At 62.8% G+C, this 20,228-nt stretch carries 25 protein-coding genes and 1 tRNA gene; 12 read left to right on the top strand and 14 right to left on the bottom strand.

The window, feature by feature from the left end:
* Positions 1-30 precede the first annotated feature (30 nt).
* Positions 31-1,038, bottom strand: a complete 1,008-nt coding sequence (locus tag ACY8GK_RS07765) for a GlxA family transcriptional regulator (RefSeq protein WP_196179127.1) — start codon at positions 1,036-1,038, stop codon at positions 31-33.
* A 234-nt stretch (positions 1,039-1,272) separates the two neighbouring features.
* Here ACY8GK_RS07765 and ACY8GK_RS07760 point away from each other — a divergent pair, with 234 nt between their 5' ends.
* The 3 genes from ACY8GK_RS07760 (at position 1,273) to ACY8GK_RS07750 (ending at position 3,028) form a co-directional block, all read left to right on the top strand.
* Positions 1,273-1,743, top strand: a complete 471-nt coding sequence (locus ACY8GK_RS07760; RefSeq protein WP_196179125.1) for an FAD/FMN-containing dehydrogenase — start codon at positions 1,273-1,275, stop codon at positions 1,741-1,743.
* Between the two features lie 203 nt (positions 1,744-1,946).
* On the top strand, positions 1,947-2,552 hold the full coding sequence (locus tag ACY8GK_RS07755; RefSeq protein ID WP_196179123.1) for an SCO family protein: 606 nt from the start codon (positions 1,947-1,949) through the stop codon (positions 2,550-2,552).
* Positions 2,552-3,028 (top strand): copper chaperone PCu(A)C, encoded by a 477-nt coding sequence (locus ACY8GK_RS07750; protein ID WP_196179121.1) that lies wholly within the window; start codon positions 2,552-2,554, stop codon positions 3,026-3,028. The genes ACY8GK_RS07755 and ACY8GK_RS07750 overlap by 1 nt, the downstream gene beginning before the upstream one ends.
* Before the next feature lie 74 nt (positions 3,029-3,102).
* Here the strand turns inward: ACY8GK_RS07750 and ACY8GK_RS07745 are convergent, their stop codons facing one another.
* Positions 3,103-3,420, bottom strand: coding sequence for an SCP2 sterol-binding domain-containing protein (locus tag ACY8GK_RS07745; protein ID WP_196179119.1), 318 nt, complete (start codon positions 3,418-3,420; stop codon positions 3,103-3,105).
* A 231-nt stretch (positions 3,421-3,651) separates the two neighbouring features.
* On the opposite strand from ACY8GK_RS07745, the gene sohB reads away from it, so the two are divergent.
* Together sohB and ACY8GK_RS07735 are read left to right on the top strand one after the other, a co-directional pair.
* Positions 3,652-4,671 carry a protease SohB gene (gene sohB, locus ACY8GK_RS07740; RefSeq protein ID WP_196179117.1) on the top strand — a complete coding sequence of 340 codons (1,020 nt, stop codon included), beginning with the start codon at positions 3,652-3,654 and terminating at the stop codon, positions 4,669-4,671.
* A gap of 154 nt (positions 4,672-4,825) precedes the next feature.
* A tRNA-Cys gene (locus tag ACY8GK_RS07735) sits at positions 4,826-4,899 on the top strand.
* Positions 4,900-5,000: 101 nt separating this feature from the next.
* Here the strand turns inward: ACY8GK_RS07735 and ACY8GK_RS07730 are convergent.
* From ACY8GK_RS07730 to ACY8GK_RS07710, 5 genes are all read right to left on the bottom strand, one after another.
* Complete coding sequence (locus tag ACY8GK_RS07730; protein ID WP_230375940.1) at positions 5,001-5,294, bottom strand: site-specific integrase; 294 nt, start codon at positions 5,292-5,294, stop codon at positions 5,001-5,003.
* A 72-nt stretch (positions 5,295-5,366) separates the two neighbouring features.
* Positions 5,367-5,825, bottom strand: coding sequence for a hypothetical protein (locus ACY8GK_RS07725; protein WP_462402755.1), 459 nt, complete (start codon positions 5,823-5,825; stop codon positions 5,367-5,369).
* 170 nt (positions 5,826-5,995) lie between these two features.
* Positions 5,996-6,574 (bottom strand): hypothetical protein, encoded by a 579-nt coding sequence (locus ACY8GK_RS07720; protein WP_196179113.1) that lies wholly within the window; start codon positions 6,572-6,574, stop codon positions 5,996-5,998.
* Positions 6,575-6,584: 10 nt separating this feature from the next.
* On the bottom strand, positions 6,585-7,022 hold the full coding sequence (locus ACY8GK_RS07715; protein WP_462402754.1) for a DUF3592 domain-containing protein: 438 nt from the start codon (positions 7,020-7,022) through the stop codon (positions 6,585-6,587).
* A gap of 122 nt (positions 7,023-7,144) precedes the next feature.
* Positions 7,145-7,240: a hypothetical protein gene (locus ACY8GK_RS07710; protein ID WP_329604767.1), complete on the bottom strand. Its 96-nt coding sequence runs from the start codon at positions 7,238-7,240 to the stop codon at positions 7,145-7,147.
* A 303-nt stretch (positions 7,241-7,543) separates the two neighbouring features.
* Between ACY8GK_RS07710 and ACY8GK_RS07705 the strand changes: the two genes are divergently transcribed.
* Together ACY8GK_RS07705 and ACY8GK_RS07700 are read left to right on the top strand one after the other, a co-directional pair.
* Positions 7,544-8,554, top strand: a complete 1,011-nt coding sequence (locus tag ACY8GK_RS07705; protein WP_462402753.1) for an arsenic resistance protein — start codon at positions 7,544-7,546, stop codon at positions 8,552-8,554.
* A 67-nt stretch (positions 8,555-8,621) separates the two neighbouring features.
* Complete coding sequence (locus ACY8GK_RS07700; RefSeq protein WP_196179107.1) at positions 8,622-8,852, top strand: hypothetical protein; 231 nt, start codon at positions 8,622-8,624, stop codon at positions 8,850-8,852.
* 221 nt (positions 8,853-9,073) lie between these two features.
* On the opposite strand, the gene ACY8GK_RS07695 is transcribed toward ACY8GK_RS07700, so the two are convergent.
* Positions 9,074-9,649 carry a GAF domain-containing protein gene (locus ACY8GK_RS07695; protein ID WP_462402752.1) on the bottom strand — a complete coding sequence of 192 codons (576 nt, stop codon included), beginning with the start codon at positions 9,647-9,649 and terminating at the stop codon, positions 9,074-9,076.
* 258 nt (positions 9,650-9,907) lie between these two features.
* On the opposite strand from ACY8GK_RS07695, the gene ACY8GK_RS07690 reads away from it, so the two are divergent.
* The 3 genes from ACY8GK_RS07690 to ACY8GK_RS07680 all read left to right on the top strand — a co-directional run bounded on the left by ACY8GK_RS07690 (position 9,908) and on the right by ACY8GK_RS07680 (position 11,109).
* On the top strand, positions 9,908-10,090 hold the full coding sequence (locus tag ACY8GK_RS07690) for a hypothetical protein (protein ID WP_462402751.1): 183 nt from the start codon (positions 9,908-9,910) through the stop codon (positions 10,088-10,090).
* A 477-nt stretch (positions 10,091-10,567) separates the two neighbouring features.
* Positions 10,568-10,780 (top strand): hypothetical protein, encoded by a 213-nt coding sequence (locus tag ACY8GK_RS07685; protein WP_196179101.1) that lies wholly within the window; start codon positions 10,568-10,570, stop codon positions 10,778-10,780.
* An 86-nt stretch (positions 10,781-10,866) separates the two neighbouring features.
* Positions 10,867-11,109: a hypothetical protein gene (locus tag ACY8GK_RS07680; protein ID WP_196179099.1), complete on the top strand. Its 243-nt coding sequence runs from the start codon at positions 10,867-10,869 to the stop codon at positions 11,107-11,109.
* A 99-nt stretch (positions 11,110-11,208) separates the two neighbouring features.
* On the opposite strand, the gene ACY8GK_RS07675 is transcribed toward ACY8GK_RS07680, so the two are convergent.
* The 3 genes from ACY8GK_RS07675 to ACY8GK_RS07665 form a co-directional block, all read right to left on the bottom strand.
* Positions 11,209-11,610 (bottom strand): low affinity iron permease family protein, encoded by a 402-nt coding sequence (locus tag ACY8GK_RS07675; protein ID WP_196179098.1) that lies wholly within the window; start codon positions 11,608-11,610, stop codon positions 11,209-11,211.
* Between the two features lie 355 nt (positions 11,611-11,965).
* Entirely contained in the window at positions 11,966-12,643 is a 678-nt protein-coding gene (locus tag ACY8GK_RS07670; protein ID WP_196179096.1) for an SOS response-associated peptidase, read from the bottom strand.
* A 30-nt stretch (positions 12,644-12,673) separates the two neighbouring features.
* Complete coding sequence (locus tag ACY8GK_RS07665; RefSeq protein WP_196179093.1) at positions 12,674-12,994, bottom strand: hypothetical protein; 321 nt, start codon at positions 12,992-12,994, stop codon at positions 12,674-12,676.
* Positions 12,995-13,329: 335 nt separating this feature from the next.
* On the opposite strand from ACY8GK_RS07665, the gene ACY8GK_RS07660 reads away from it, so the two are divergent.
* Both ACY8GK_RS07660 and ACY8GK_RS07655 read left to right on the top strand, forming a co-directional pair.
* Complete coding sequence (locus ACY8GK_RS07660; protein ID WP_462402750.1) at positions 13,330-15,690, top strand: DNA polymerase II; 2,361 nt, start codon at positions 13,330-13,332, stop codon at positions 15,688-15,690.
* Positions 15,691-15,968: 278 nt separating this feature from the next.
* On the top strand, positions 15,969-16,523 hold the full coding sequence (locus ACY8GK_RS07655) for a DUF4174 domain-containing protein (RefSeq protein WP_196179089.1): 555 nt from the start codon (positions 15,969-15,971) through the stop codon (positions 16,521-16,523).
* 30 nt (positions 16,524-16,553) lie between these two features.
* Here the strand turns inward: ACY8GK_RS07655 and ACY8GK_RS07650 are convergent, their stop codons facing one another.
* The 3 genes from ACY8GK_RS07650 to ACY8GK_RS07640 all read right to left on the bottom strand — a co-directional run bounded on the left by ACY8GK_RS07650 (position 16,554) and on the right by ACY8GK_RS07640 (position 20,219).
* The gene (locus ACY8GK_RS07650) at positions 16,554-17,348 is read right to left on the bottom strand and encodes an endonuclease/exonuclease/phosphatase family protein (RefSeq protein WP_462402749.1); all 795 of its coding nucleotides are present in this window, start codon (positions 17,346-17,348) and stop codon (positions 16,554-16,556) included.
* A 67-nt stretch (positions 17,349-17,415) separates the two neighbouring features.
* Positions 17,416-19,572, bottom strand: a complete 2,157-nt coding sequence (glgX, locus tag ACY8GK_RS07645) for a glycogen debranching protein GlgX (protein WP_196179085.1) — start codon at positions 19,570-19,572, stop codon at positions 17,416-17,418.
* Positions 19,573-19,847: 275 nt separating this feature from the next.
* Positions 19,848-20,219 (bottom strand): DUF2934 domain-containing protein, encoded by a 372-nt coding sequence (locus tag ACY8GK_RS07640; protein ID WP_462402748.1) that lies wholly within the window; start codon positions 20,217-20,219, stop codon positions 19,848-19,850.
* Positions 20,220-20,228: the final 9 nt, after the last annotated feature.

Below are 20,228 nucleotides of genomic sequence, written 5' to 3'. Positions count from 1 at the left end.
CGGGCCGGCCACCGCCGGCCCGTCTGCGTTTCACTCGCCCAGGCGCTGCTCGCGCGATGGCGGGTAACCGAAATAGGCCGCGTAGCACTTGCTGAAGTGCGACACCGAGACGAACCCGCAGGCCACCGCCACCTCCATCACCGACAAGTCGGAATATTGCAGCAGACGGCGGCTCTTGGTGATGCGCAGCTCCATGTAGTAGCGCCGTGGCGAGGTGCCCAGCTGGGCCTGGAACAGTCGGTCGATCTGCCGTCGCGAGCGGCCGCTGTAGGCGGCAAGCTGATCCAGGCTGAGGGTTTCCTCGAGATTGTTCTCCATCAGTTCGACGATGGTGCGCAGGTGCACACTCATGGACTTCTTCGCGCCCGGCCCGACCTGGCGGTAGCGAGCCCCGGAAAACGACAGGATTTCTTCGACGCCTTCGGCCAGGGCGTCGCCGTGCAGTCGCCGCACCAGCCCAAGCATCAGCTCCATGGCGCCGTTGGGGCTGGCTGCGGTCAGGCGGTCGCGGTCAAGGGTGAAGCTGGCCGGCGTGATGCGCGATTGCGGGCTGCGTTCGGCCAGGCTGGCGCGCTGCTCGGGGTGCACGCTGCAACCGTAGTCGGCCAGCACCCCGGCGCGGCCGAGGAACCAGGCGCCGTTCCATAGCCCGCCCAGGGTCAGGCCATGCCCTGCGCAATCGCTCAGCAAACGGTCCAGTTCCGGGTACTTGAGCGGCGTGCGCAGGCCGCCGCAGATTACCAGAAGGTCCAGCTCCTTGAGCGCATGGGGCTCCAGCTCACTGGCCACCAGTTCCAGGCCCAGGTCGCTCAACACTCGATCGCCGTCCAGCGACAGCGGCGCGAAACGGAAGCTGTCGCTGCGCAGCAGGTTCGCCGTCACCAGCACATCCATGGCCACGGTGAAGCTGGCCATCGAGAAATGTTCCAACAGGACGAAGCCAACCGCATGAGGCACAGAGCTATCGGCGGCGGCTGGCTTGAGGCGCAGCATGTTGGTGCTGCTGGCTTTCTTGCTGAACTGACGAATGTTGGGCACGGCGCGCTCCGAGGATGATGCTGGCGGATGAGTGTGCTCGCAGGCCCTGGGAAAGACAACGCGCTGCCGCCATGGCCCGCCGGATTCAGCTGGGGTATACCTTGCGCGCGTGCGCAGCGCTTGCCTGGCTGCGACGTCGCACCGGCCTGGTCATGAGCGTTGCCTGCCGGCGAGGCTGCCGACAGCCAAGCCCTGCGCTATCCTGGGACACTTTCGATTTGCCGAGACCCTACGATGAAATACGCCCTGGCCCTGCTGATATGCCTGCTGCCACCCTTCGCCCAGGCGCTGCAGCCGGGCGAACGCCTGGCCCCCTGGACCTTGCTCGACCAGCATGACCAGCCTTGGACCCTATCTGCCCAGACTCGGATCCTGCTGGTCGCTCGCGACATGGACGGCGCCAGGCTGGTCGAGGCGGCGCTGGCGCAGCGACCTCGAGGTTACCTGCAAGCACGCGATGCAGTCTTCGTCGCCGACATCCAGCGCATGCCTGCCGTCATCAGCACGCTCTTCGCGATTCCCGCCATGCGTGACTACAGCTATCGCGTGCTGCTCGACCGCCAAGGGCGAGTGGCCAGTCGGTACCCAGGCGAAAAGGGTGCGGTGACCTGGCTGCAGCTGGACCAGCGGACGCTAGTGACGCAACACGACTACACCGATGCTAAGGCGCTCGGCGCGGCCTTGGAGCGGGCGCCCGCGCACTGAATGTCGTGGGCTGTTGTCTCGCTCTTAGCAATAAACTGTTACGGATTCAATCCCTGCGACAACAGGCCGCATGCCGTATTTCAAGGGCTTGGGCGGTTTGCGCCGATCAGTGGGTAGAAGGGGGCGAGACGACGTGCAAGAATGCGCCGGTTTCTCGCCCGGTCCTGCCAGGGGCCGGCACCTTCCCGATAAAGGATGGTTACATGAATGATCTGTTGACCCGGCGCGCAGTTGTTGCCGGGATGGGCGTGCTAGGGCTTGGCCTGCTCACCGGATGCAGCCCGGCCCGCGGTCTCGATTTCAAGTACGGCAAGAACATGAGCAACGAGATCCTCGGGCGCTCCTTCAAGCTCAAGGACACCCAGGGCAACGTTCGTACCTTGTCGAGTTTCTACGGCACCATGCCGATGATCTTCTTCGGCTTCACGCAGTGCCCGGCGGTCTGCCCGACCACCCTGGCCCGCGCGGTGCAGATCAAGAAGCTGATGGGGCGCGACGCCGGTTTCCTGCAGGTGGTGTTCATCACCCTTGACCCCGAGCGCGATACCCCCGAAGTGCTCGATGCCTACGTCAAGGCCTTCGATCCCTCGTTCACGGCCCTGACCGGGACGCCCGAGGAGATTGCCGAGGTGGCGAAGGAGTTCAAGGTGTTCTATGAAAAGGTCCCGACAGGGGATACCTACACCATTTCCCATTCCTCGACCAGCTACGTCTATGACTCGCGCGGCACCTTGCGCCTGAGCCTGTCTCACTCGCTCAATGCCAAGGAATGCGCCGAGGACCTGCTCACTCTCATGGAGATCTGCTGATGGCTTTTTCGTTGCAATCGCTCAAGTGTCGCGTCGCTGCCCTGGCACTGGCCAGCCTGCCGCTGTCGGCGCTGGCCCAGACCACCGTCAGCGACGCCTGGGTGCGCGCCACGGTGCCGAACCAACCCTCCACCGGCGCCTTCATGATGCTTACCGCGACCAGTGACAGCAAGCTGGTGAGCGTCGCCTCGCCGGTGGCGGGTACCGTGCAGATCCATGAGATGACCATGAACGGCGATGTCATGGGCATGCGCCAGGTCACTGAGGTGCCGTTGCCGGCAGGCAAGCCGGTGAGCCTCGATCCGAGTGGGCTGCACGTGATGCTGATGGGCCTGAAGGAGCAGGTCAGGGAAGGTTCGCAGGTGCCGCTGACGCTGACCATCGAGGATCAACAGGGCGAGCGACAGACGCTCGAGGTGCAGGCTCCGGTGCGCGCGCTGACGACCGAGGGCGGTCACGGCCAGCACATGCATTGATACCGGCCATCGCAGTTTCATTGGCAAAAAAACCGAAGCCGCAGGCTTCGGTTTTTTCGAGCGTAGCGAAGCGATCAGCCGGGGAACAGCTCGCTCAGCTTCATCGACAGCATCATGTCGCCTTCGACCCGCAGCTTGCCGCTCATGAAAGCCTGCATGCCATCGGTCTCGCCGCTGACGATGCCCTTGAGGGTCTCGCTGTCCATCACCAGGGTGCAATTGGCGTCCGGGTTCTCGCCTTCCTGCAGCTCGCAGGTACCGTCCTTGACGATCAAGGCGTAGTGCTTGTGTTCATCGGTGATGTTGAAGCCGAACACCAGATCCAGGCCGGCAGCGGCGCTTGGATTGAACTTCTCTTGCATCTTCTTCACAGCATCGGCTACGGAGGTCATGGAATGTTCCTTGTCGTATCTGTTCGGGCCTGACAGTCGATACCCGACCGTGGTCGGATTGCTGGAGGGTAGGGCGCGTCTGAAAGCCTGTCAACGAAAAAGCATACAAGCGTTTGAAAAGGTCGTTTGAACGTTGTTGCAGGATCTGCGGATGCTGGCAGCCAGGCAGGCGCGCCGGTATGCTTGGAACATTTTCGCGCCGTGACGGCGCTGCTTCAACGAGGACTCGACGTGGATTTTCTGGCCGAATACGCAAGCTTCCTTGCCAAGACCGCCACCCTGGTGATCGCCATTCTGATCATTCTCTCGGCTCTGGCCGGCATGCGCGGCAAGGGCCGGCGCAAGGCAGGCGGGCAACTGCAGGTGACTCGCCTGGACGAGTTCTACAAGGGGCTGCGTGAGCGCCTCGAGGCGGGGCTGCTCGACAAGGCGCAGCTCAAGACGCTGCGCAAACAGCAGGCCAAGGCGCAAAAGAAACAGAACAAGCACAAGTCCGAAGAGCGCACACGGGTGTTCGTGCTGGATTTCGATGGCGACATCAAGGCGTCGGCTACCGAAAGCCTGCGTCACGAGATCACCGCCTTGCTCACCCTCGCCACGCCGCGTGACGAGGTGGTGCTGCGCCTGGAGAGTGGCGGGGGCCTGGTCCACAGCTACGGCCTGGCCGCCTCGCAACTGGCCCGCATCCGCCAGGCCGGGATTCCGCTCACGGTCTGCATCGACAAGGTCGCCGCCAGTGGCGGCTACATGATGGCCTGCATCGGCGAGAAGATCATCAGCGCGCCCTTCGCCGTGCTTGGCTCCATCGGCGTGGTCGCGCAGTTGCCCAACGTCAATCGGCTGCTGAAGAAGCATGACATCGACGTCGAAGTGCTGACCGCCGGCGAATACAAGCGCACCCTTACCGTATTTGGCGAAAACACCGAGAAGGGCCGCGAAAAATTCCAGCAAGACCTGGATGTCACCCACCAGCTGTTCAAGGACTTCGTCGTCCATTACCGTCCGCAGCTGCACATCGACGAAGTGGCCACCGGCGAAGTCTGGCTGGGCCTGGCCGCGCTCAACAAGCAACTGGTCGACGAACTGCGCACCAGTGACGAATACCTCAGCGACCGCGCGCGCGAAGCCAGTCTGTTCCATTTGCACTATGCCGAACGCAAGAGTCTGCAGGAGCGGATCGGCCTGACGGCGAGCGGTTCTGTCGAGAACGCTTTGGTCGGACTGTGGAGCAGGCTTGGCCGGCTGCGCTAACACCTTGAACCTTTTGGATATTTTTCGATTCAGGGGGGTTGCAAGGGCAATCGAATGCAGACATAATGGCGCCCATCGAAACGCAGCAGACTTCGAACAAGTCGAGCGATTTCAAGGAGATGGTGAAGCGAAAGCCAGCCTGATCCGCATTTGAGGCCGAGTAGCAAAGTGGTTATGCTCCGGATTGCAAATCCGTCTACGCCGGTTCGATTCCGACCTCGGCCTCCACCATTCGAAAGCCCCGCAGATCTTGGTCTGCGGGGTTTTTCTTTGGGCGCTGGAAACCCTATCGTTTCCGCATCCTGGGACATCGTTTCCGCATCAGGCTTCTATTTGGTCGGGCTGACCACCTCGCCCACACGGCGATAGACTCGCTTGGTCATCTCTTCTTTCGAGTGCCCGAGCAGTCTGCCGGCATGAGTGATGTCGTCGATCTCCGAAGCTGCTTTCGGTCGAATATCGCGGAACTGAAACTGCCGGACCTTGTTGGCCAGATCGGTGTTGCCATCGGCGATCAACTCAACGAATGCAGAATTATTCGAGGCCTCCGGGACTGCATCGCCATGTGGCTTGCCCATGATGACGCCTTCGAGCTGATCCGTTGCCCGCTGAAAGGCGATCATTGCGCGCTCGAGCGCATTTTCGTCCACTCGTTCATTGTGCGTGCCCAAGAGCTCTGGTCACGCCTCGATTCGCTATTTTCCAGCAGGAACAGGCGGTTCCACCCGCTCCACCACCACTTCCTGCTGGGTATACAAGTCCGTCAACACCACTTCGGTCTCGGTGTATTCGGGCGTGACCAGTACCGAGCGGATCAGCCGCAGCGTCTGTCCGTCGCGCTCCTGAATGTTCTCGAACGCCACGATGATCGACTTGTTGCGCCAGTCGGCAATGTCGAAACCACCGGCGGCAAGGAAGCTGTCGATGTCGCGCCGGTCGTTGAAGGCCTTGCGTGGGAGGATCAGTGGCCGACCTCGCAGGTAGACCTGATAGAACTGGCGGGCGCTGGCCGGGAAGTCGCGCACTACCACATGTTCGATACGCCAGTGGTAGACGGTGTTTTCATAGACCACGGTGCGCTGGGTCTGCTGGCCGGTACAGGCAGTGAACAGGGGAAGCAGCAGGCAGCCGAGCCAGGTCTTGAGAGGGCGCATGGGGTATCCGTTCGAGGCGTGTGTGAATAGCGTAGGGTTCGCTCCCGGTGGCATCGCGAAGTGGCACGGACCAGGCGCGCTGGGCGTGGCCAAGGCTCGGTCGAGACGCCTCGATACACGCGTTCATCGATCGCCAGGTCGATGAACGCGTATAGGCTGGTCAGCCATGCTCAGAACAGCCCACCCAGGGAAATCGTCGCGCCGCCACCGGCCTGCAGCCCCACGTTGATTCCGGCGGCGACGATTGCGCCCTTGGCCGAGCGCAGCAGGCGCACCGCGCTGTCGTGGGGCAGCAGCAGGTTGCCCACCGGGGTCAGCGTCGCGGCGGTCATGGCCAGCAGCTTGGGATCCAGGCCGAACAGCATGGCCGAGCCGCTGGCCCCGCCGAGCAGGCCTATGCCCCCTTCGAGGAACACGCAGGCGCCCTGGAAATCCTCGCGCACCAGGCCACGGGCAGCGATCGAGTCGGCCACCAGCACCTGGCCAACCGAGGGAAAGTCTTCGCTGGCGCCTGCTGCTCCGACACTCTTGCCCCGCACGTGCAAGTTGACCTTGCCGAAGCGCGGCAGGCGCGCACCGATGCCCAGGCCGACCCCGACCGAGCCGTAGCGAAACTGCTGGTCGACCCCTTGCGGGTCGGTCAGCGTCAGCGCGCCGCCGGCAGCGGCGGCGAACACCACGGTCAACCCGCCGCCGCTGGCGGTCTTGTAGCGCCAGTCACTGACGCTCACGGGCAATGGAATATGCATCTGTCTCTCCTTATGCGAGCCGCGCCATCCGACGCTGGCGAATCCATGCGACCAGGTGGTAGCCACCCCCTGCGCTGAACACGATGGCGAACAGGCCTGCCAGCAGGCTGGCGCCCCACAGCGCGCCACGGTCTTCGATGATCGCGGTACTGGCGGGGGCTTCGGCGCGATAGAACACCGTCACCGGATCACCCACCTGGTAGCCGAAGATCAACCCGCTCTCGGGATAGCTGATCGTCTCGCCCTTGGCATCGGTGAAGTCTATCTGGGGATGACTGCCGCCTGCGTTCAGGGCGCTGACGTGCCCTTCGGCGCGTTGCGCCTGGGCCAGGAAGCCCAGCCGGTGTTCGACCAGCCAGAAGGTGAGACAAAGCAGGCACAGACCCAGGGGGATGAAAATCAGCGCGCGGGGCAGGTCGCCCCGGGTGGGAAATGGCGTCTTGGCCATCGACGGATTCCTTGCATCGTCCGTGAAACGCCGGCCATTGCAGCGGACCTGCGCAAAGCTGTCAATAGCGGTCAGCCAGGCAGGCGCGACGCTGGGGCCAGCGGGCTGGCAACGTGCTCTGGTCATGTTCCAGACGCCGTACGGGCACGTTCCATGTCGGTGCTGCTGGTAACCGGTATAGGCAGCACGAGCGTATCGGCAACTGCCGAGACGGCCATGTCCACGAGCGCAGGGAAGGGTGCCCGGTGGGCGCCGGCCCTGGCCGGCCCGTTTCCGATTGCAGGCGGGTAGGCTAAGCCACTGTAGGCACGAGGTAGGCATGGCAACGGGTCTGCCAGCTGGCCAGGCCATCGACGGCTTTCGACTCGTTGGAAAGGGTTCGGACGGTGGCGCGACCGCTCAGTGCCAGCCCGATGCATGACCTGCCACGGGCTTGCCGAAATCTGCCCGATTCGTTCGATCGGCACCAGCGTCTGATGCATTACCCTATGCAGCACGATCTTACATCCCAAGGACCTCGCGTGAACAGAGACAAGCTGGAACGACGGCAGATTCCGATCTATCTAATCGCGGTCATGCTCGCGGCCGCCTTCGGGCTGCTGGCGCCGCAGACCGCCCAGGGGCTTGCCGCCTGGGTGACGCCGGCCATTGCTGTGCTCATGTACGCCATGTTCCTGCAGATCCCGTTCCTGGAGCTGCGCCAGGGCCTGGATGACAAACGCTACATGGGCGCCTTGCTCTGTGCCAATTTCATCCTGGTTCCGTTGCTGGTCTGGGGCCTTACCCGCGGCCTGGTCGATCATCCGGCGATCCTGGTCGGCGCGCTGCTGGTGCTGCTTACCCCCTGCATCGACTATGTGGTGGTGTTCACCCATATCGGCAAGGGCGATTCACGGCTGATCTTGGCCGCGACCCCCTTGCTGCTCGTGCTTCAGCTGATCCTCTTGCCGCTGTACCTGGCCCTGATGCTGGAAGATGGCGGGGCAATGAGCGTTTCCGTCGGGCCGTTCATCGAGGCGTTCGTGCTGTTGATCGTCCTGCCCATGGGCCTGGCCGTGCTGACCTGCGCCGGCGCCAGGCGATCGCGCCTGCTGGCGCGCTGGAGCGGTGGCTGGGCCTGGCTGCCGGTGCCTGCCATGGCTGCTGTCCTGGTCGTGGTGATCGGCTCGCAGATCGCCTTCGTCTGGCAGCAGCTCGATAGCTTGCTGCCGGTCCTGTCGGTCTATGTCGGTTTCCTGGTGTTGGCACCAGCTGCGGGCGCCCTGGTCGCCAGGGGGTTCGGGCTCTCAGCCGGCAAGGCCCGGTCGGTGTTGTTCAGCAGTTCCACCCGCAATTCGCTGGTGGTGTTGCCGCTGGCCTTGGCCTTGCCCGAGGACATAAGAGGCCTGGCGGCCGCGGCGGTGATCACCCAGACCCTGGTGGAGCTGTTGGGCGAGTTGCTTTACATCCGGATCGTGCCTGCCCTGGTGTGGGGGCGGCGTAGCGATCGGTCGCCTCGAAACGGCCTGGGTGACCATTCGTCGCAAGCCTGACACTTTGCCACCGATCGATTCCTCAGAACTGTAGATGCAGATATTCACTTCAGCGAAGGAGAGTCTCATGGTGAAGAAAGACAACGGACCGGAAGCGGCCTATCCAGGCCCCGCCGACCAGACCACGGACACCGGTGAAGGCCACGGCTCGGGGCTTGAGCAGACCAGGTCCGAGCCCAAGCAGGGCGAAAGCCACCCGCAGGACTGGACGCCGCCGCCTGGCAACCCTGGCTCCGACCAGGATGCGCTGGCCCCGCGCGACAATGGGACCGCGCAAACCGAGCGGGATGCGAAATAGCGCCATATGTCCACCAGTGCGCCAGCCCAGTCACCACGCTGAGCTTTTCCTCAGCCAGGGGGCAGGCTGCGCTCGAGGGAGCGACTGCCACCTTGCGCAGCCACTGGGCGCGGTCCTTTCCCTCGTCTTCTTGAGCATCGGGCCCCCGACGAAACTCCCGTCGCGTAGTCCGACCTTGCACCTGCATTACCGCTCGAGCAGCTTGCGTGAAGCATGATTGTTCAGCGCCTTGGGGCTTGGCTGGCGGTCTTGCTGTCAGGGTGGGCGGAGCGCGCGTGACTGCGCTCGTCGAGCGAGTCGTGGTCCTGCAGGTCGGCGTAGAAGATGCAGCCGATCAACCGGGCGAACAGCCCGAGCGTTTCCGCTGTATCCGGATCTTCGCTTGGGGACGGTTTCGAATCGAGCGCGCATAGGGCCCCGTACATGCGCCCATCGGGCAGGAGGATCGGCGCGCCTACGTAACTCCGCAGGCCGAACTTCCTGACGATCGCCTTGTGAGCGAAGCGCTCGTGCCTGTCGATGTCGGGGATGTGAAAGGCTTGCGGGTTGCGCTTGAATTCACTGCAGATGGTCGTGTCGATAGGCGCGCTTTCGCCCGGATCGATACCCAGTTGACCCGGATCGTAGACCGAGCAAGTGATCCATTCGCTATCGGTGAATTTCGCGATCGCGGCAAAGCGCATCTGCGTGACCCGGGTAACCAGTCGAAGCACGTTGGTGGTCGCCTCGATCTGCGCGATCACCGCGCGTTCCTCGGCGGACAGGAACTGGTGAGGTTCCATTACAGGTTGGGGCATCGGGAACTCCGTTCAGGTAAGGGTAAGTGTGATCATCCCGAAAGTCGGCATTGCGTCGAACCTGGCCAGGCTGGCAGCGTCAGCCTGGGACGACGAACCTGGTCGAGCTCGATACTGCCCAGACCGTTGCATCGCTCCAGGGGTTCTTTTTATCCGGCTTCGATGGCTTCATGCAATGGCTTTGACGGATCGGCAAGTTCGCTGCGGCGCACGGCAGCGATTTGTGCTTGAATGGGCGCTACGCAAAAGAGAGCCGACATGCGCAAGTACACCGGAAAACCGTTCATCATCGCGAGCACCACCTTGATAGGCACGGGCGCAGCCTTCGCTGCCGTGGGTGCGAGCGGCCAGCCTGCCTTCGGCTACACTTCCATCGGCCTGCTGGTACCCGGCGTGCTGCTGCTGCTCGCCGGATTGCGCACCATGGTCCGGCGTCCTTGAGACTGCCTCGCACGCATCGAGCGATGCGATTGCGCTTTTCCTCGCACCCCCACAGGCAACGCCAAGTCCGACATCCAGTCGGACTTTTTCATTTTCAAGATCAGGCCAGGTATATCCGTTGTTGCGATTGCTCAAGCGAAAACTGTCGAGGCTGGTTGGCCGATGGTTCATCTATATCTCGGTCGTGAGTCTGACTGGCAGTTCCAGCCACCTCTTCGATCACTTGTCGACTTTCAAGCCCTGGCTGACCATCAAACACGCGCTGGTTCACCTGTTTCTTCCATGATCAGCACGCCAGGCGGACAGGGCAGGGTTGGGCGCCAGTGAGCAGGTGGCGGAAAACGGCGCCTGAATGAATGTTTTCCCAACATTTGGCGTCCTTCGTCGGCAAATTGGACAAAGGATGAACCTTGAGAATTTTTCTCAGGTCGTCTGCTTAACTGGCTGTAACACAAGTTTTTCTTCGGAAGCTTTCCTATGACAGCGAAAGATCAGGAAGCCCAATTCGAGGCTTATCAACTCATCAAGCACCTGAACGACGTGGTCGCCGAAACGATGAAGCAGGTCGCGTACGGTCAGCTGGACATGGTCGCGTGGAACGACGTGACCGCCGAGCATCGACAGGCTTTCGAGCAGTGGATGCGCTTCGTCGAAGACCGGGCACTCGGTAACCTGATGGGCGGCAAGTGACAGCGAAGACGGGTGTTCACCGGTACGATCGATTGAACCGCGATGCCGCGCTGTCCTCCCACAGGTAAAGCCATTGGAGAAATCTCGTGATCAATTGCTACTTGTGTGGAACCGATGCCGAGGTGGTTCGAGCCGACGAGCAAGGCCAGCAGGTGTCCTGCGTCGAATGCGGCGAGTACGTCATTTCCAACATCGTGGTGCGTGAGTTGCAGCACAAGTCGCTGGACTTCCCGGCCATGCGTGATGACCTGCATCGCCAGCGTCAATACAACGCGACCGTGATCGCGCGCATCGACAGCGAGTCGGCCAAGTGGTCCACTGCCGAGTGAGCGAGGCTCGACGCGTTTGCAGCGAGGCGGTCGGCAAAGGCGCCGCCTCGCTCGGGTTCGTCCAGGTCCTCGAGCGCAGCGGCATGCACCGGCGGTGGCTCATTTGTGCACGTCGGTCTGCTTGTCGAATGGCCCGTTCATGTCCAGGCTGGCCTTGCGTTCGGCCATGGCCCGATAGGCTTTTCTCAATTGCTGTAGCTCACGACCGCTCATCGCCTCGAGATCCAGCACCGAATTTTCCGCCGCCTTGGTAGCACGAATCAGCTCATCCAGCTTCACGTGCAGGATATCGTTGTCCCGGTTCTGGGTGTTCTGGATCAGAAACACCATCAGGAAGGTGATGATCGTGGTACCGGTATTGATGATCAGCTGCCAGGTGTCGTTGTAGTGGAAATACGGACCGGTGCAGGCCCAGATGATGATCAGCGCCAGCGCGATCAGGAAGGTCCTGGAACTTCCGGACTGGTTGGACAGCCACTGACAGAACTTCGCGAATTTCATCGTTTCCTCCATAGGCTTGTGTCTGTCAATTAGGACAACAGGGTCGCCTTGAAATTTATTTTTACATCTGGCCAGGCCGTATTGCGGGTCGTGCCGACTGAACCCCAGGCACGGCAGATTGCCAAAACCGGTACCCAATGGAGATCGATGCAATGACCGAAGAAAAGAAAGAAAAGCCTGAAAACGACGATACCCCGGCACATGCGACCGAAAAGGAGCGCGAGCGACTGAAGGACCTCAACAAGCACGGTATTCCGCCGGGCGCTTGCTGAACAGGCCCGCCGGCTGATGGCAAACGCCGCACGGGCCGTTGGGGCAGGCGCGGCGTCGGGGTCGTTGCCAGGCGCCTGTCCGCTCAGCGGCGGGGAAGATCCAGAGGCTCGATCAGTTCCGCTCCCTGGTTGCGTACATTGCCCACGGCCGGGCTGACCCGATACCACTCGAAGGCTTCGGCCGGCTCGCCGAGGTTCAGCACCATCTGCTCGGCCTGCGTTCTGGGTGTCGAAGGCTCGAGCCATTCGCGCGCAAGTTCCGCTGCCAGGACGACAGGGCGGCGGTCATGCACGTCGAGCATGCCGCCTTGTGCATCGGCAGTAATGATCACGAAGCCATCATGTGGGCTGCCCTGGAACTGGCCGATGCTGGCGCACAAGGCAGGACGCCCGTCACGCCGTCGGATCAGGTAAGGCTGTTTGCGCGGGCCGCCTTCATCGACCCATTCGTACCAGCCGTCTATCGGCGTGACCGCTCGACTCGGCCAGATGGCCCGAAAGAAGGCGCCATGGGCGACCTTCTCCGCGCGCGCATTGATCGGCGCGGCACGATCGCCCGCCCAGTGTGGTCTCCAGCCCCACTTGACCAGGTCGGCGACCAGGCCTTGCGCTTGCTGGTGCAGCACCATGACCGCCGTGGCAGGCGCCACATTGAAGCGCGGCTGCCAGCGTTCGGAGACGTTGTCCCGCCAGGCACCTTCCACGCCAAGCGCGGCGACGAAGTCATGAATGCCGTTGTACTGCGTCACGCGTCCGCACATGTTCACCTCCGTGGTTGCGAGTCGACCCGGTCAGCGCCGTACCACGCCATGAAGCTGCTGTTCGAGCAGGCGGATCCGGGTTTCCTGTTCATCGACCCTGACCTCCAGCCGATAGATGAGGCTGCGTTTGTCCAGCAGTTCGCGCTGAGCCTGAGCCAGCGACCTCTGCGCGCCCTGTCTGTCGCGCATGCACTGGGCATGCATGTCGACCAGGCTGCGGATGTCCTGTCTTGCCCTGGCAAGCGCGACCATGGCGTTCTCGTATTCGGCCTGTACCAGCAGTAATTGCTGCTGGAGCATTTCGACAGGGGTCGGCATTCCCAGCTCGAAGCCAGTGTCGTCGATGTTCATGGGCATTCCATTCTGATAGCTGTATCCATATACAGTATTTTGAATGGGCCCGCTCGGCCAGTACCAGTCGACGAGTTGCATGGCCTCTCCGGTCGCTGAGCCAGCCAAAGCGCTGGCAGGGATGGTAAGGATATGGAGTGTCGGTGGGCTGGATGATTCGTTTGGTGTCATCGGTCTTGAGCAGGCATGGCCCCGTACCGGCGGCTGGTCATTTGCGCTGTGGCCAGTGCAGTGGCAGCCATGCGTGGATGACGCGCCGCTTGCAATAGGCCGGCATCCTCCAGCCGTCCCACGTACAATCACATCATCGACTATCACCGATCAGAGGCCTGGCAGTGGAGTTGCAGCAGGGTTTCATCCTGACCCGGCACTGGCATGACACGCCGCAAGGCATCTGCGTGACCTTGTGGTTGGCCACCGACCTGGGGCCGCGCTGCGTGCGCCTGCCTTTGCAGACGGCAGTCGCCTTCATCCCGGCAGGGCAGCGGGCGCAGGCTCAGGTGGTGCTGGCCGACGAGCCGGGCGTGACTCTCAAGCCGTTGCAGCTGCGTGATTTCCAGCAGCGTCCGATGCTTGGCCTGTATTGCCCGCAATACCGCCAGCTGCTGCAACTGGAGCAGCGCTTGCGTGCCGCTGGGGTCGAGGTGCACGAAGCGGACATCCGGCCGCCGGATCGCTACCTGATGGAGCGCTTCATCACTGCCCCGGTGTGGTTCGGCGGCACGCCGGATGCCGAGGGGGTGATCTGCGATGCGCTGCTCAAGCCGGCGCCGGACTATCGGCCGGCCTTGCGCCTGGTGTCGCTGGACATCGAGACCACCGCGCGTGGCGACCTCTACTGCATTGGCCTGGAGGGATGCGGGCAACGCCAGGTGTACATGCTTGGCCCGGCCAATGGCCAGCCGGACACGGCCGATTGCGAACTGATCTATCGCGACAGTCGCGCTGGGCTGATCGAAAGTCTCAACCAGTGGCTGGCGCGGCATGATCCGGACATGATCATCGGCTGGAACGTGGTGCAGTTCGACCTGCGGGTACTGCAGGCTCAGGCCGATGCCGCACAGGTCGACCTGCGCATCGGTCGGGGCGCCAGCCCCATGAGCCTGCGCGAGCGTGGCAGCCGCGCGCAGACCTTCGCCTCGGCGGCCGGCCGGCTGCTGGTCGACGGTGTCGAGGCGCTGCGCTCGGCCACCTGGAGCTTTCCCTCCTTCAGCCTGGAAAGCGTCGCGCGCGCGTTGCTTGGCGAGGGCAAGGCGATTTCCACGCCCTACGACCGCATGGACGAGATCAACCGGCTGTTCGCCGAGGACAAGCCTGGCCTGGCGCGCTACAACATCAAGGACTGCGAACTGGTCACGCGGATCTTCACCCAGGCCCGCCTGCTCGAGTTCCTGCTCGAGCGCGCCACCGTCACCGGGCTGCCGGTGGACCGCAGCGGCGGCTCGATCGCCGCGTTCACCCATCTCTACCTGCCGCTGATGCACCGCCAGGGATTCGTCGCGCCGAACGTCGGCAGCCAACCCGAACAGGCCAGCCCAGGCGGTTTCGTCATGGATTCGCGTCCAGGGCTGTACGACTCGGTGCTGGTGCTGGACTACAAGAGCCTGTATCCCTCGATCATCCGCACCTTCCTGATCGATCCGGTCGGATTGGCCGAGGGCCTGCGCCAGCCCGACCCCGCGCATGCCGTGGAAGGCTTCCGGGGGGCCTGGTTCTCGCGCACGCGGCATTGCCTGCCGGCTATCGTCGAACGGGTCTGGGCGAACCGCGAGGCTGCCAAGCGCGATGGCAACTCGCCCTTGGCGCAAGCCTTGAAGATCATCATGAATGCCTTCTACGGCGTGCTGGGTGCCAGTGGCTGTCGCTTCTTCGACACACGGCTGGCCTCGTCCATCACCCTGCGCGGGCACCAGATCATGCGCCAGACTCGGGCGCTGATCGAAGCCCGGGGGCTGGAAGTGATCTACGGTGATACCGATTCCACCTTCGTCTGGTTGCGCCAGGCGCATGACGAAGCGCAGGCGACACGCATCGGTCATTCGCTGGTAGCCGAAATCAACCAATGGTGGCGTGAGCATCTGCGCCAGGAGCTGGGGCTGGAAAGCGTCCTGGAACTGCAGTTCGAAACGCATTTTCGACGCTTTCTGATGCCTACCATCCGAGGCACCGAGCAGGGCAGCAAGAAACGCTATGCCGGGCTGGTACGGCGTGCCGATGGCCAGGAGGAAGTGGTCTTCAAGGGCCTGGAATCGGTGCGCACCGACTGGTCGCCACTGGCGCGACAATTCCAGCGCGAGCTGTACGGGCGGATCTTTCGTGGCCAAGACTACCGCGACTACGTGCGCGAGTACGTCCGGCGCACCCTGGCAGGTGAACAGGACGAGCTGCTGGTCTATCGCAAACGCTTGCGTCGACCGCTTTCGGACTACCAACGCAATGTGCCACCCCATGTCCGCGCGGCGCGCCTGGCCGATGAGTTCAATGTCCGCGCCGGGCGCCCCCAGCAATACCAGAACGGCGGCTGGATCAGCTACGTGATGACCATTGCCGGGCCTGAGCCGTTGGAGAGTCGTCACCGTGCGATCGACTACGAGCATTACCTGGAACGCCAGCTCGCGCCGGTGGCCGATGCGATCTTGCCATTCGTGGGGGATGACTTCGCGAGCCTCGTCGGTCGGCAAATGCCCCTGTTCTAGCCTTGGCCGGAGTCGTGCCGCTCCATGGCCGGCGCAGCAGGCCCACGCTTGAACTCACCGCTGCCTGCCCCGGCGACAAACCCCGGAAAGTAGTTTCGAAGACACTTGCTATGCTGAGCAATGTAGGGCTTTTCCTAAGTCCTTATCGGAAATGTTTGGAAAACCTAAGTTACTTTTGAGCAACGTACCGCTTCGCTGCAATGGTTTAGGCTCGCACGTCGGATATTTCGCCTTGATCAGTAGTCTTTTGATTTATCGATACAAACAAGGAGATGCACATGCTCGCCCGGTCACTGACCCTCGCCACCTTGTTGGCCGTCGCCGGCCCGCTGCTCGCGGCCGACAGCGATGCACCGCTTGCCAAGGAGCTGGGCAAGTCGAGGCCCCTGGTGGTCATCGCGCCAAGTACCGCGGACCCGACGCTCAAGGGCTTGAACGAAGCCTTGAAGGATCCGGCGACCCAGACGGCTTTCAAGGAACGCAGCCTGGTGCTGTTCAGCGTGGCTGGCCTGGTGGGCAAGCGCGAGGACAAGCAGCTCGAGCAGCAGGCCACCATGGCCTTGATCCGCGAGCTGAAGCTCGGTGCCAGCAAAGGCACCAAGGTGATCCTGGTAGGCAAGGACGGGCAACAGCATGTGCTCAAGGACGATGGCGAGAACCAGCCGATCGATCCGCAGGTGATCTTCAAGGCCGTCGATGAACTGCCGGCTACCGAGAAGACAGTGGCTGCGCCGGAGCCTGTGGCCGGCGGCAGCGAGAGTGCCGCAGCCAAGGACAGCAAGTCGGCCAAGCCTGCCAGGCCTGTCGCGCCGCCCAAGCCGCTGGAAGACTGACGCGCCACTGCTGGCCAGCGCCCGTGCCTTTTATAGCCGCACTTCAACCGCCAAGGGCAGATGGTCGGACAAGTGCGGCCATGGGTTGTGGCCAAGGATCCTTGGCTGGTGGCTGTCGGCGTTGCGCAGGTAGATCCGGTCCAGGCGCAGCAGCGGCACCTTTGCCGGATAGGTGCGGGCCAGCTGTCCATGGTGACGCTCGAAGACTTCCTGCAGGCGGAACTGGCCACGCATGACGCGGTTGCCATGCAGTTGCCAGTCATTGAAGTCGCCAGCGATGATCACCGGCGCATCCGCTGGCAGCGCCTGCAGCAATCGGCCCAATAACCGCAGCTGCTTCTGCCGATGGCTCTCGAGCAGGGAAAGGTGTACGCAGATCGCATGCACGCCGCCTGTACCAGGTACGTCCAGCACGCAGTGCAACAAGCCGCGGCGTTCAGGGCCGGTGATGGAAATGTCGAAATTGCGGTATTCGAGGATTGGATACTTCGACAGTAAGGCGTTGCCATGATGGCCGTCCGGGTAGACTGCGTTGCGCCCGTAGGCGAAATCGCTCCACATGCTGTCGGCCAGGAACTCGTATTGAGGGGCTTGTGGCCAGCCGGGATGGCGCGCGGCGTGTCCATCGTGGCTGCCGAGCACTTCCTGCAGAAAGACGATGTCCGCCTGGGTGCTGCGCACCGCTTCACGCAGCTCGGGCAGGATGAAGCGTCGGTTGAAGACGGTGAAGCCCTTGTGGGTATTGACCGTCAACACGCGCAACCGGTGCACGGGCGGCGCGTTGTCGGTAGAGGCGAAACCTGTACTGCTGGAGGCAGGGTCCACGAACGCTCCTCTGGGTTGGGCGCCAGCCGCCCCGTGCGACAGGCCTGGCACGGGGCTTGCCTGGCCTTTACTCTTCGTCGCGTTGCAAGGCCAGCAGAACCAACGAGCGACCCGTCGCTTCGAAAGTGCTGTCGAAGTCCAGGCGCTGGGCCTTGCGCAGCTTGGGCCGGTCGGTGTCGACCAGGCAGTTCCAGTAGTCGCCCTCGGGCACCGACGGCAACAGGAACGACACGCTTTCATGGTGGGCGTTGACGATCAGCAGCAAGGTCGCTTCCGCGCCAGGACGGGCGATATCGCTAACTTGCGCGCGGCCGTCCATCAGCATGCCGAGGCAGCGACCATTGGGGTCTTCCCACTGCTCGACGGTCATTTCGTTGCCATCGGGCGCCAGCCAGGTGACATCCTTGACGCCGATCGCCTCGTTGTACTCGCCGACCAGGAAGCGCGAGCGGCGCAGCACCGGGTAGTTCAGGCGCAGGCGGTTCAGGCGCTTGACGAAGGCCAGCAGCTCCTTGCCTTCCTCGTCCAGCTCCCAGTTGATCCAGCCGATCTCGCTGTCCTGGCAGTAGGCGTTGTTGTTGCCGTGCTGGGTGCGACTGAACTCGTCACCGGCGACGATCATCGGCGTTCCCTGGGACAGCAGCAGCGTGGCGAAGAAGTTGCGCATCTGGCGCATGCGCAGCGCATTGATCTGCGGATCCTCGGTAGGCCCCTCGGCACCGCAGTTCCAGGAAATGTTGTTGCTGGTGCCGTCCTGGTTGTTTTCGTCGTTGTCCTCGTTGTGCTTGTCGTTGTACGACACCAGGTCGCGCAGGGTGAAGCCATCGTGGGCAGTGACGAAGTTGACCGAGGAGTAGGGGCGTCGGCCGCGATTGTTGAACAGGTCGCCCGAAGCGGTCACGCGGGCAGCGAAGTCTGCCAGTTGTCCCTCGTCGCCTTTCCAGAAGGCGCGTACGGTGTCACGGAAGCGGTCGTTCCACTCGGCCCAGCCCGGCGCGAAGTTGCCGACCTGGTAGCCACCCGGACCACAGTCCCAAGGCTCGGCGATCAGCTTGACCTGGCGCAGCAGCGGGTCCTGGCGGCAAGCCACGAGGAAGCTGTGACGTTCGTCGAAGCCATCGTGATAGCGGCCGAGGATGGTTGCCAGGTCGAAGCGGAAGCCGTCCACGTGCATTTCGCCGGCCCAGTAGCGCAGCGAGTCGGTGACCAGCTGCAGTACGCAGGGATGACTCAGGTCGAGGGTATTGCCGGTACCCGAATCGTTGATGTAGTAGCGCTTTTCATCCGGCATCAGGCGGTAGTAGGAGGCATTGTCGATACCCCGCATGGACAGGGTCGGCCCCATCTCGTTGCCTTCGGCGGTGTGGTTGTAGACCACGTCCAGGATCAGTTCGAGCCCGGCATCGTGCAGGTGGGCGACCATTTCCTTGAATTCGGCGATCTTGCCACTGGCCAGGTAGCGCGGGTGCGGCGCGAAGAAGGCGATGCTGTTGTAGCCCCAGTAGTTGTTCAGGCCTTTTTCCAGCAGGTGCTGATCGTTGACGAAGGCATGAATCGGCAACAGCTCGATGGCCGAGACCCCCAGGTCCCTGATGTGCTTGAGCAACTCATCGTTCTTCAGGCCGGCGAAGGTGCCACGCTCGCTTTCCGGGACCGCTGGATGGCGCATGCTGATGCCGCGGGCATGGGCCTCGTAGATGATGGTCTGCTCCCATGGGGTCTGCACGCGCCGATCGCGGCCCCAGGTAAAGGCCGGATCGATCACCTTGCACTTGGGGACGAACGGGGCGCTGTCGCGCTCATCGAAGCTAAGGTCGCCATCCGGATGGCCGATGGTGTAGCCGAACAGCGCTTCGGACCATTTCAGCTCGCCGACCAGTTGCTTGGCATAGGGATCGATCAGCAATTTGTTGGGGTTGAACCGGTGGCCATTCTCCGGCTCGTAGGGGCCATGGACACGATAGCCGTAGACCAGGCCGGGATGGGCGTCGGGCAAGTAGCCGTGATAGATCTCGTCGGTATACTCGGGCAGCTCGATGCGCTCGAGCTCCTTCTCGCCGCTGGAATCGAAAATGCACAGCTCGACCTTGGTCGCATTGGCGGAAAACAGGGCAAAGTTCACGCCCAGGCCGTCCCAGGTGGCGCCAAGCGGGAAGGGCAAGCCTTCGCGGATGCGTGTGGGCGCGACGGAGCGATTGTGTTTCTTGGGTGTACGTGGAGCCATGACGTCCTCTCTTCGACCGATATATGCAATAAGAACCGCGCACTCGAGACCCTCCGCCAGACGCATGCTGTCCTGGCCGCCGAGGCATGCAGCAGATGAACTCGCGCCTCCTTGCGCGATCGACTGGGGACAGCGAGCGGCCCTGCCCTAGAGGCAGGAAGCATTCACACGCCGCACATGGCTGTCAGCTAGCCGTAGCGGTCATGGTCGATCTGTCGGACCAATCGCGGGGCTGGCCAGCCCCGCTCCAGAAGACTCTTGCAGGCGCCCGCAGGTCAGCCTGCCTCAGGCTTCTTCGAGGCCCGCGGCTTCTTTGTCGCTACCGGCTTTTCAGCAGGGCTGGCGGCAGTCTTCTGGGCAGAAGCGGAAGCCTTGCCGTTGCTGGTTGGCTTGGGTTGCGCCGCGGCCTTGCCAGCGCTGGCCGGCTTGGGCTGTGCTGCCACCTTGCCATCAGATGCTTTCGCGTCGACTGTGGACCTGGTCCTGGTCGCAGGCTTCCTGGGGGTTGCCTTGGGTGCCAGGGATTCGGCTTCGGCCAGCTTGCGGGCCATGTCCCAGTGGCGCTCTTCCTGGCCTTCGGGTTTGCCCTCCGATTCCCAGATCTGGTAGGCGAATACGCGGATACGTTCCTCATTGACACTCATCACGACGCTCCT

Source organism: Pseudomonas sp. Marseille-QA0332, assembly GCF_054950175.1.
Note: the sequence above shows the minus strand (reverse complement) of the source record. Positions and strands in the feature narration are given on the sequence as shown.

Bases quoted from the DNA above. Each gene is read 5' to 3' on its own strand.
- ACY8GK_RS07760 (WP_196179125.1), top strand. From the start codon at position 1,273: ATGAAATACGCCCTGGCCCTGCTGATATGCCTGCTGCCACCCTTCGCC.
- ACY8GK_RS07755 (WP_196179123.1), top strand. From the start codon at position 1,947: ATGAATGATCTGTTGACCCGGCGCGCAGTTGTTGCCGGGATGGGCGTG.
- ACY8GK_RS07750 (WP_196179121.1), top strand. From the start codon at position 2,552: ATGGCTTTTTCGTTGCAATCGCTCAAGTGTCGCGTCGCTGCCCTGGCA.
- ACY8GK_RS07745 (WP_196179119.1), bottom strand. From the start codon at position 3,420: ATGACCTCCGTAGCCGATGCTGTGAAGAAGATGCAAGAGAAGTTCAAT.
- ACY8GK_RS07730 (WP_230375940.1), bottom strand. From the start codon at position 5,294: ATGATCGCCTTTCAGCGGGCAACGGATCAGCTCGAAGGCGTCATCATG.
- ACY8GK_RS07725 (WP_462402755.1), bottom strand. From the start codon at position 5,825: ATGCGCCCTCTCAAGACCTGGCTCGGCTGCCTGCTGCTTCCCCTGTTC.
- ACY8GK_RS07720 (WP_196179113.1), bottom strand. From the start codon at position 6,574: ATGCATATTCCATTGCCCGTGAGCGTCAGTGACTGGCGCTACAAGACC.
- ACY8GK_RS07715 (WP_462402754.1), bottom strand. From the start codon at position 7,022: ATGGCCAAGACGCCATTTCCCACCCGGGGCGACCTGCCCCGCGCGCTG.
- ACY8GK_RS07710 (WP_329604767.1), bottom strand. From the start codon at position 7,240: ATGGCCGTCTCGGCAGTTGCCGATACGCTCGTGCTGCCTATACCGGTT.
- ACY8GK_RS07700 (WP_196179107.1), top strand. From the start codon at position 8,622: ATGGTGAAGAAAGACAACGGACCGGAAGCGGCCTATCCAGGCCCCGCC.
- ACY8GK_RS07695 (WP_462402752.1), bottom strand. From the start codon at position 9,649: ATGCCCCAACCTGTAATGGAACCTCACCAGTTCCTGTCCGCCGAGGAA.
- ACY8GK_RS07690 (WP_462402751.1), top strand. From the start codon at position 9,908: ATGCGCAAGTACACCGGAAAACCGTTCATCATCGCGAGCACCACCTTG.
- ACY8GK_RS07685 (WP_196179101.1), top strand. From the start codon at position 10,568: ATGACAGCGAAAGATCAGGAAGCCCAATTCGAGGCTTATCAACTCATC.
- ACY8GK_RS07675 (WP_196179098.1), bottom strand. From the start codon at position 11,610: ATGAAATTCGCGAAGTTCTGTCAGTGGCTGTCCAACCAGTCCGGAAGT.
- ACY8GK_RS07670 (WP_196179096.1), bottom strand. From the start codon at position 12,643: ATGTGCGGACGCGTGACGCAGTACAACGGCATTCATGACTTCGTCGCC.
- ACY8GK_RS07665 (WP_196179093.1), bottom strand. From the start codon at position 12,994: ATGAACATCGACGACACTGGCTTCGAGCTGGGAATGCCGACCCCTGTC.
- ACY8GK_RS07655 (WP_196179089.1), top strand. From the start codon at position 15,969: ATGCTCGCCCGGTCACTGACCCTCGCCACCTTGTTGGCCGTCGCCGGC.
- glgX (WP_196179085.1), bottom strand. From the start codon at position 19,572: ATGGCTCCACGTACACCCAAGAAACACAATCGCTCCGTCGCGCCCACA.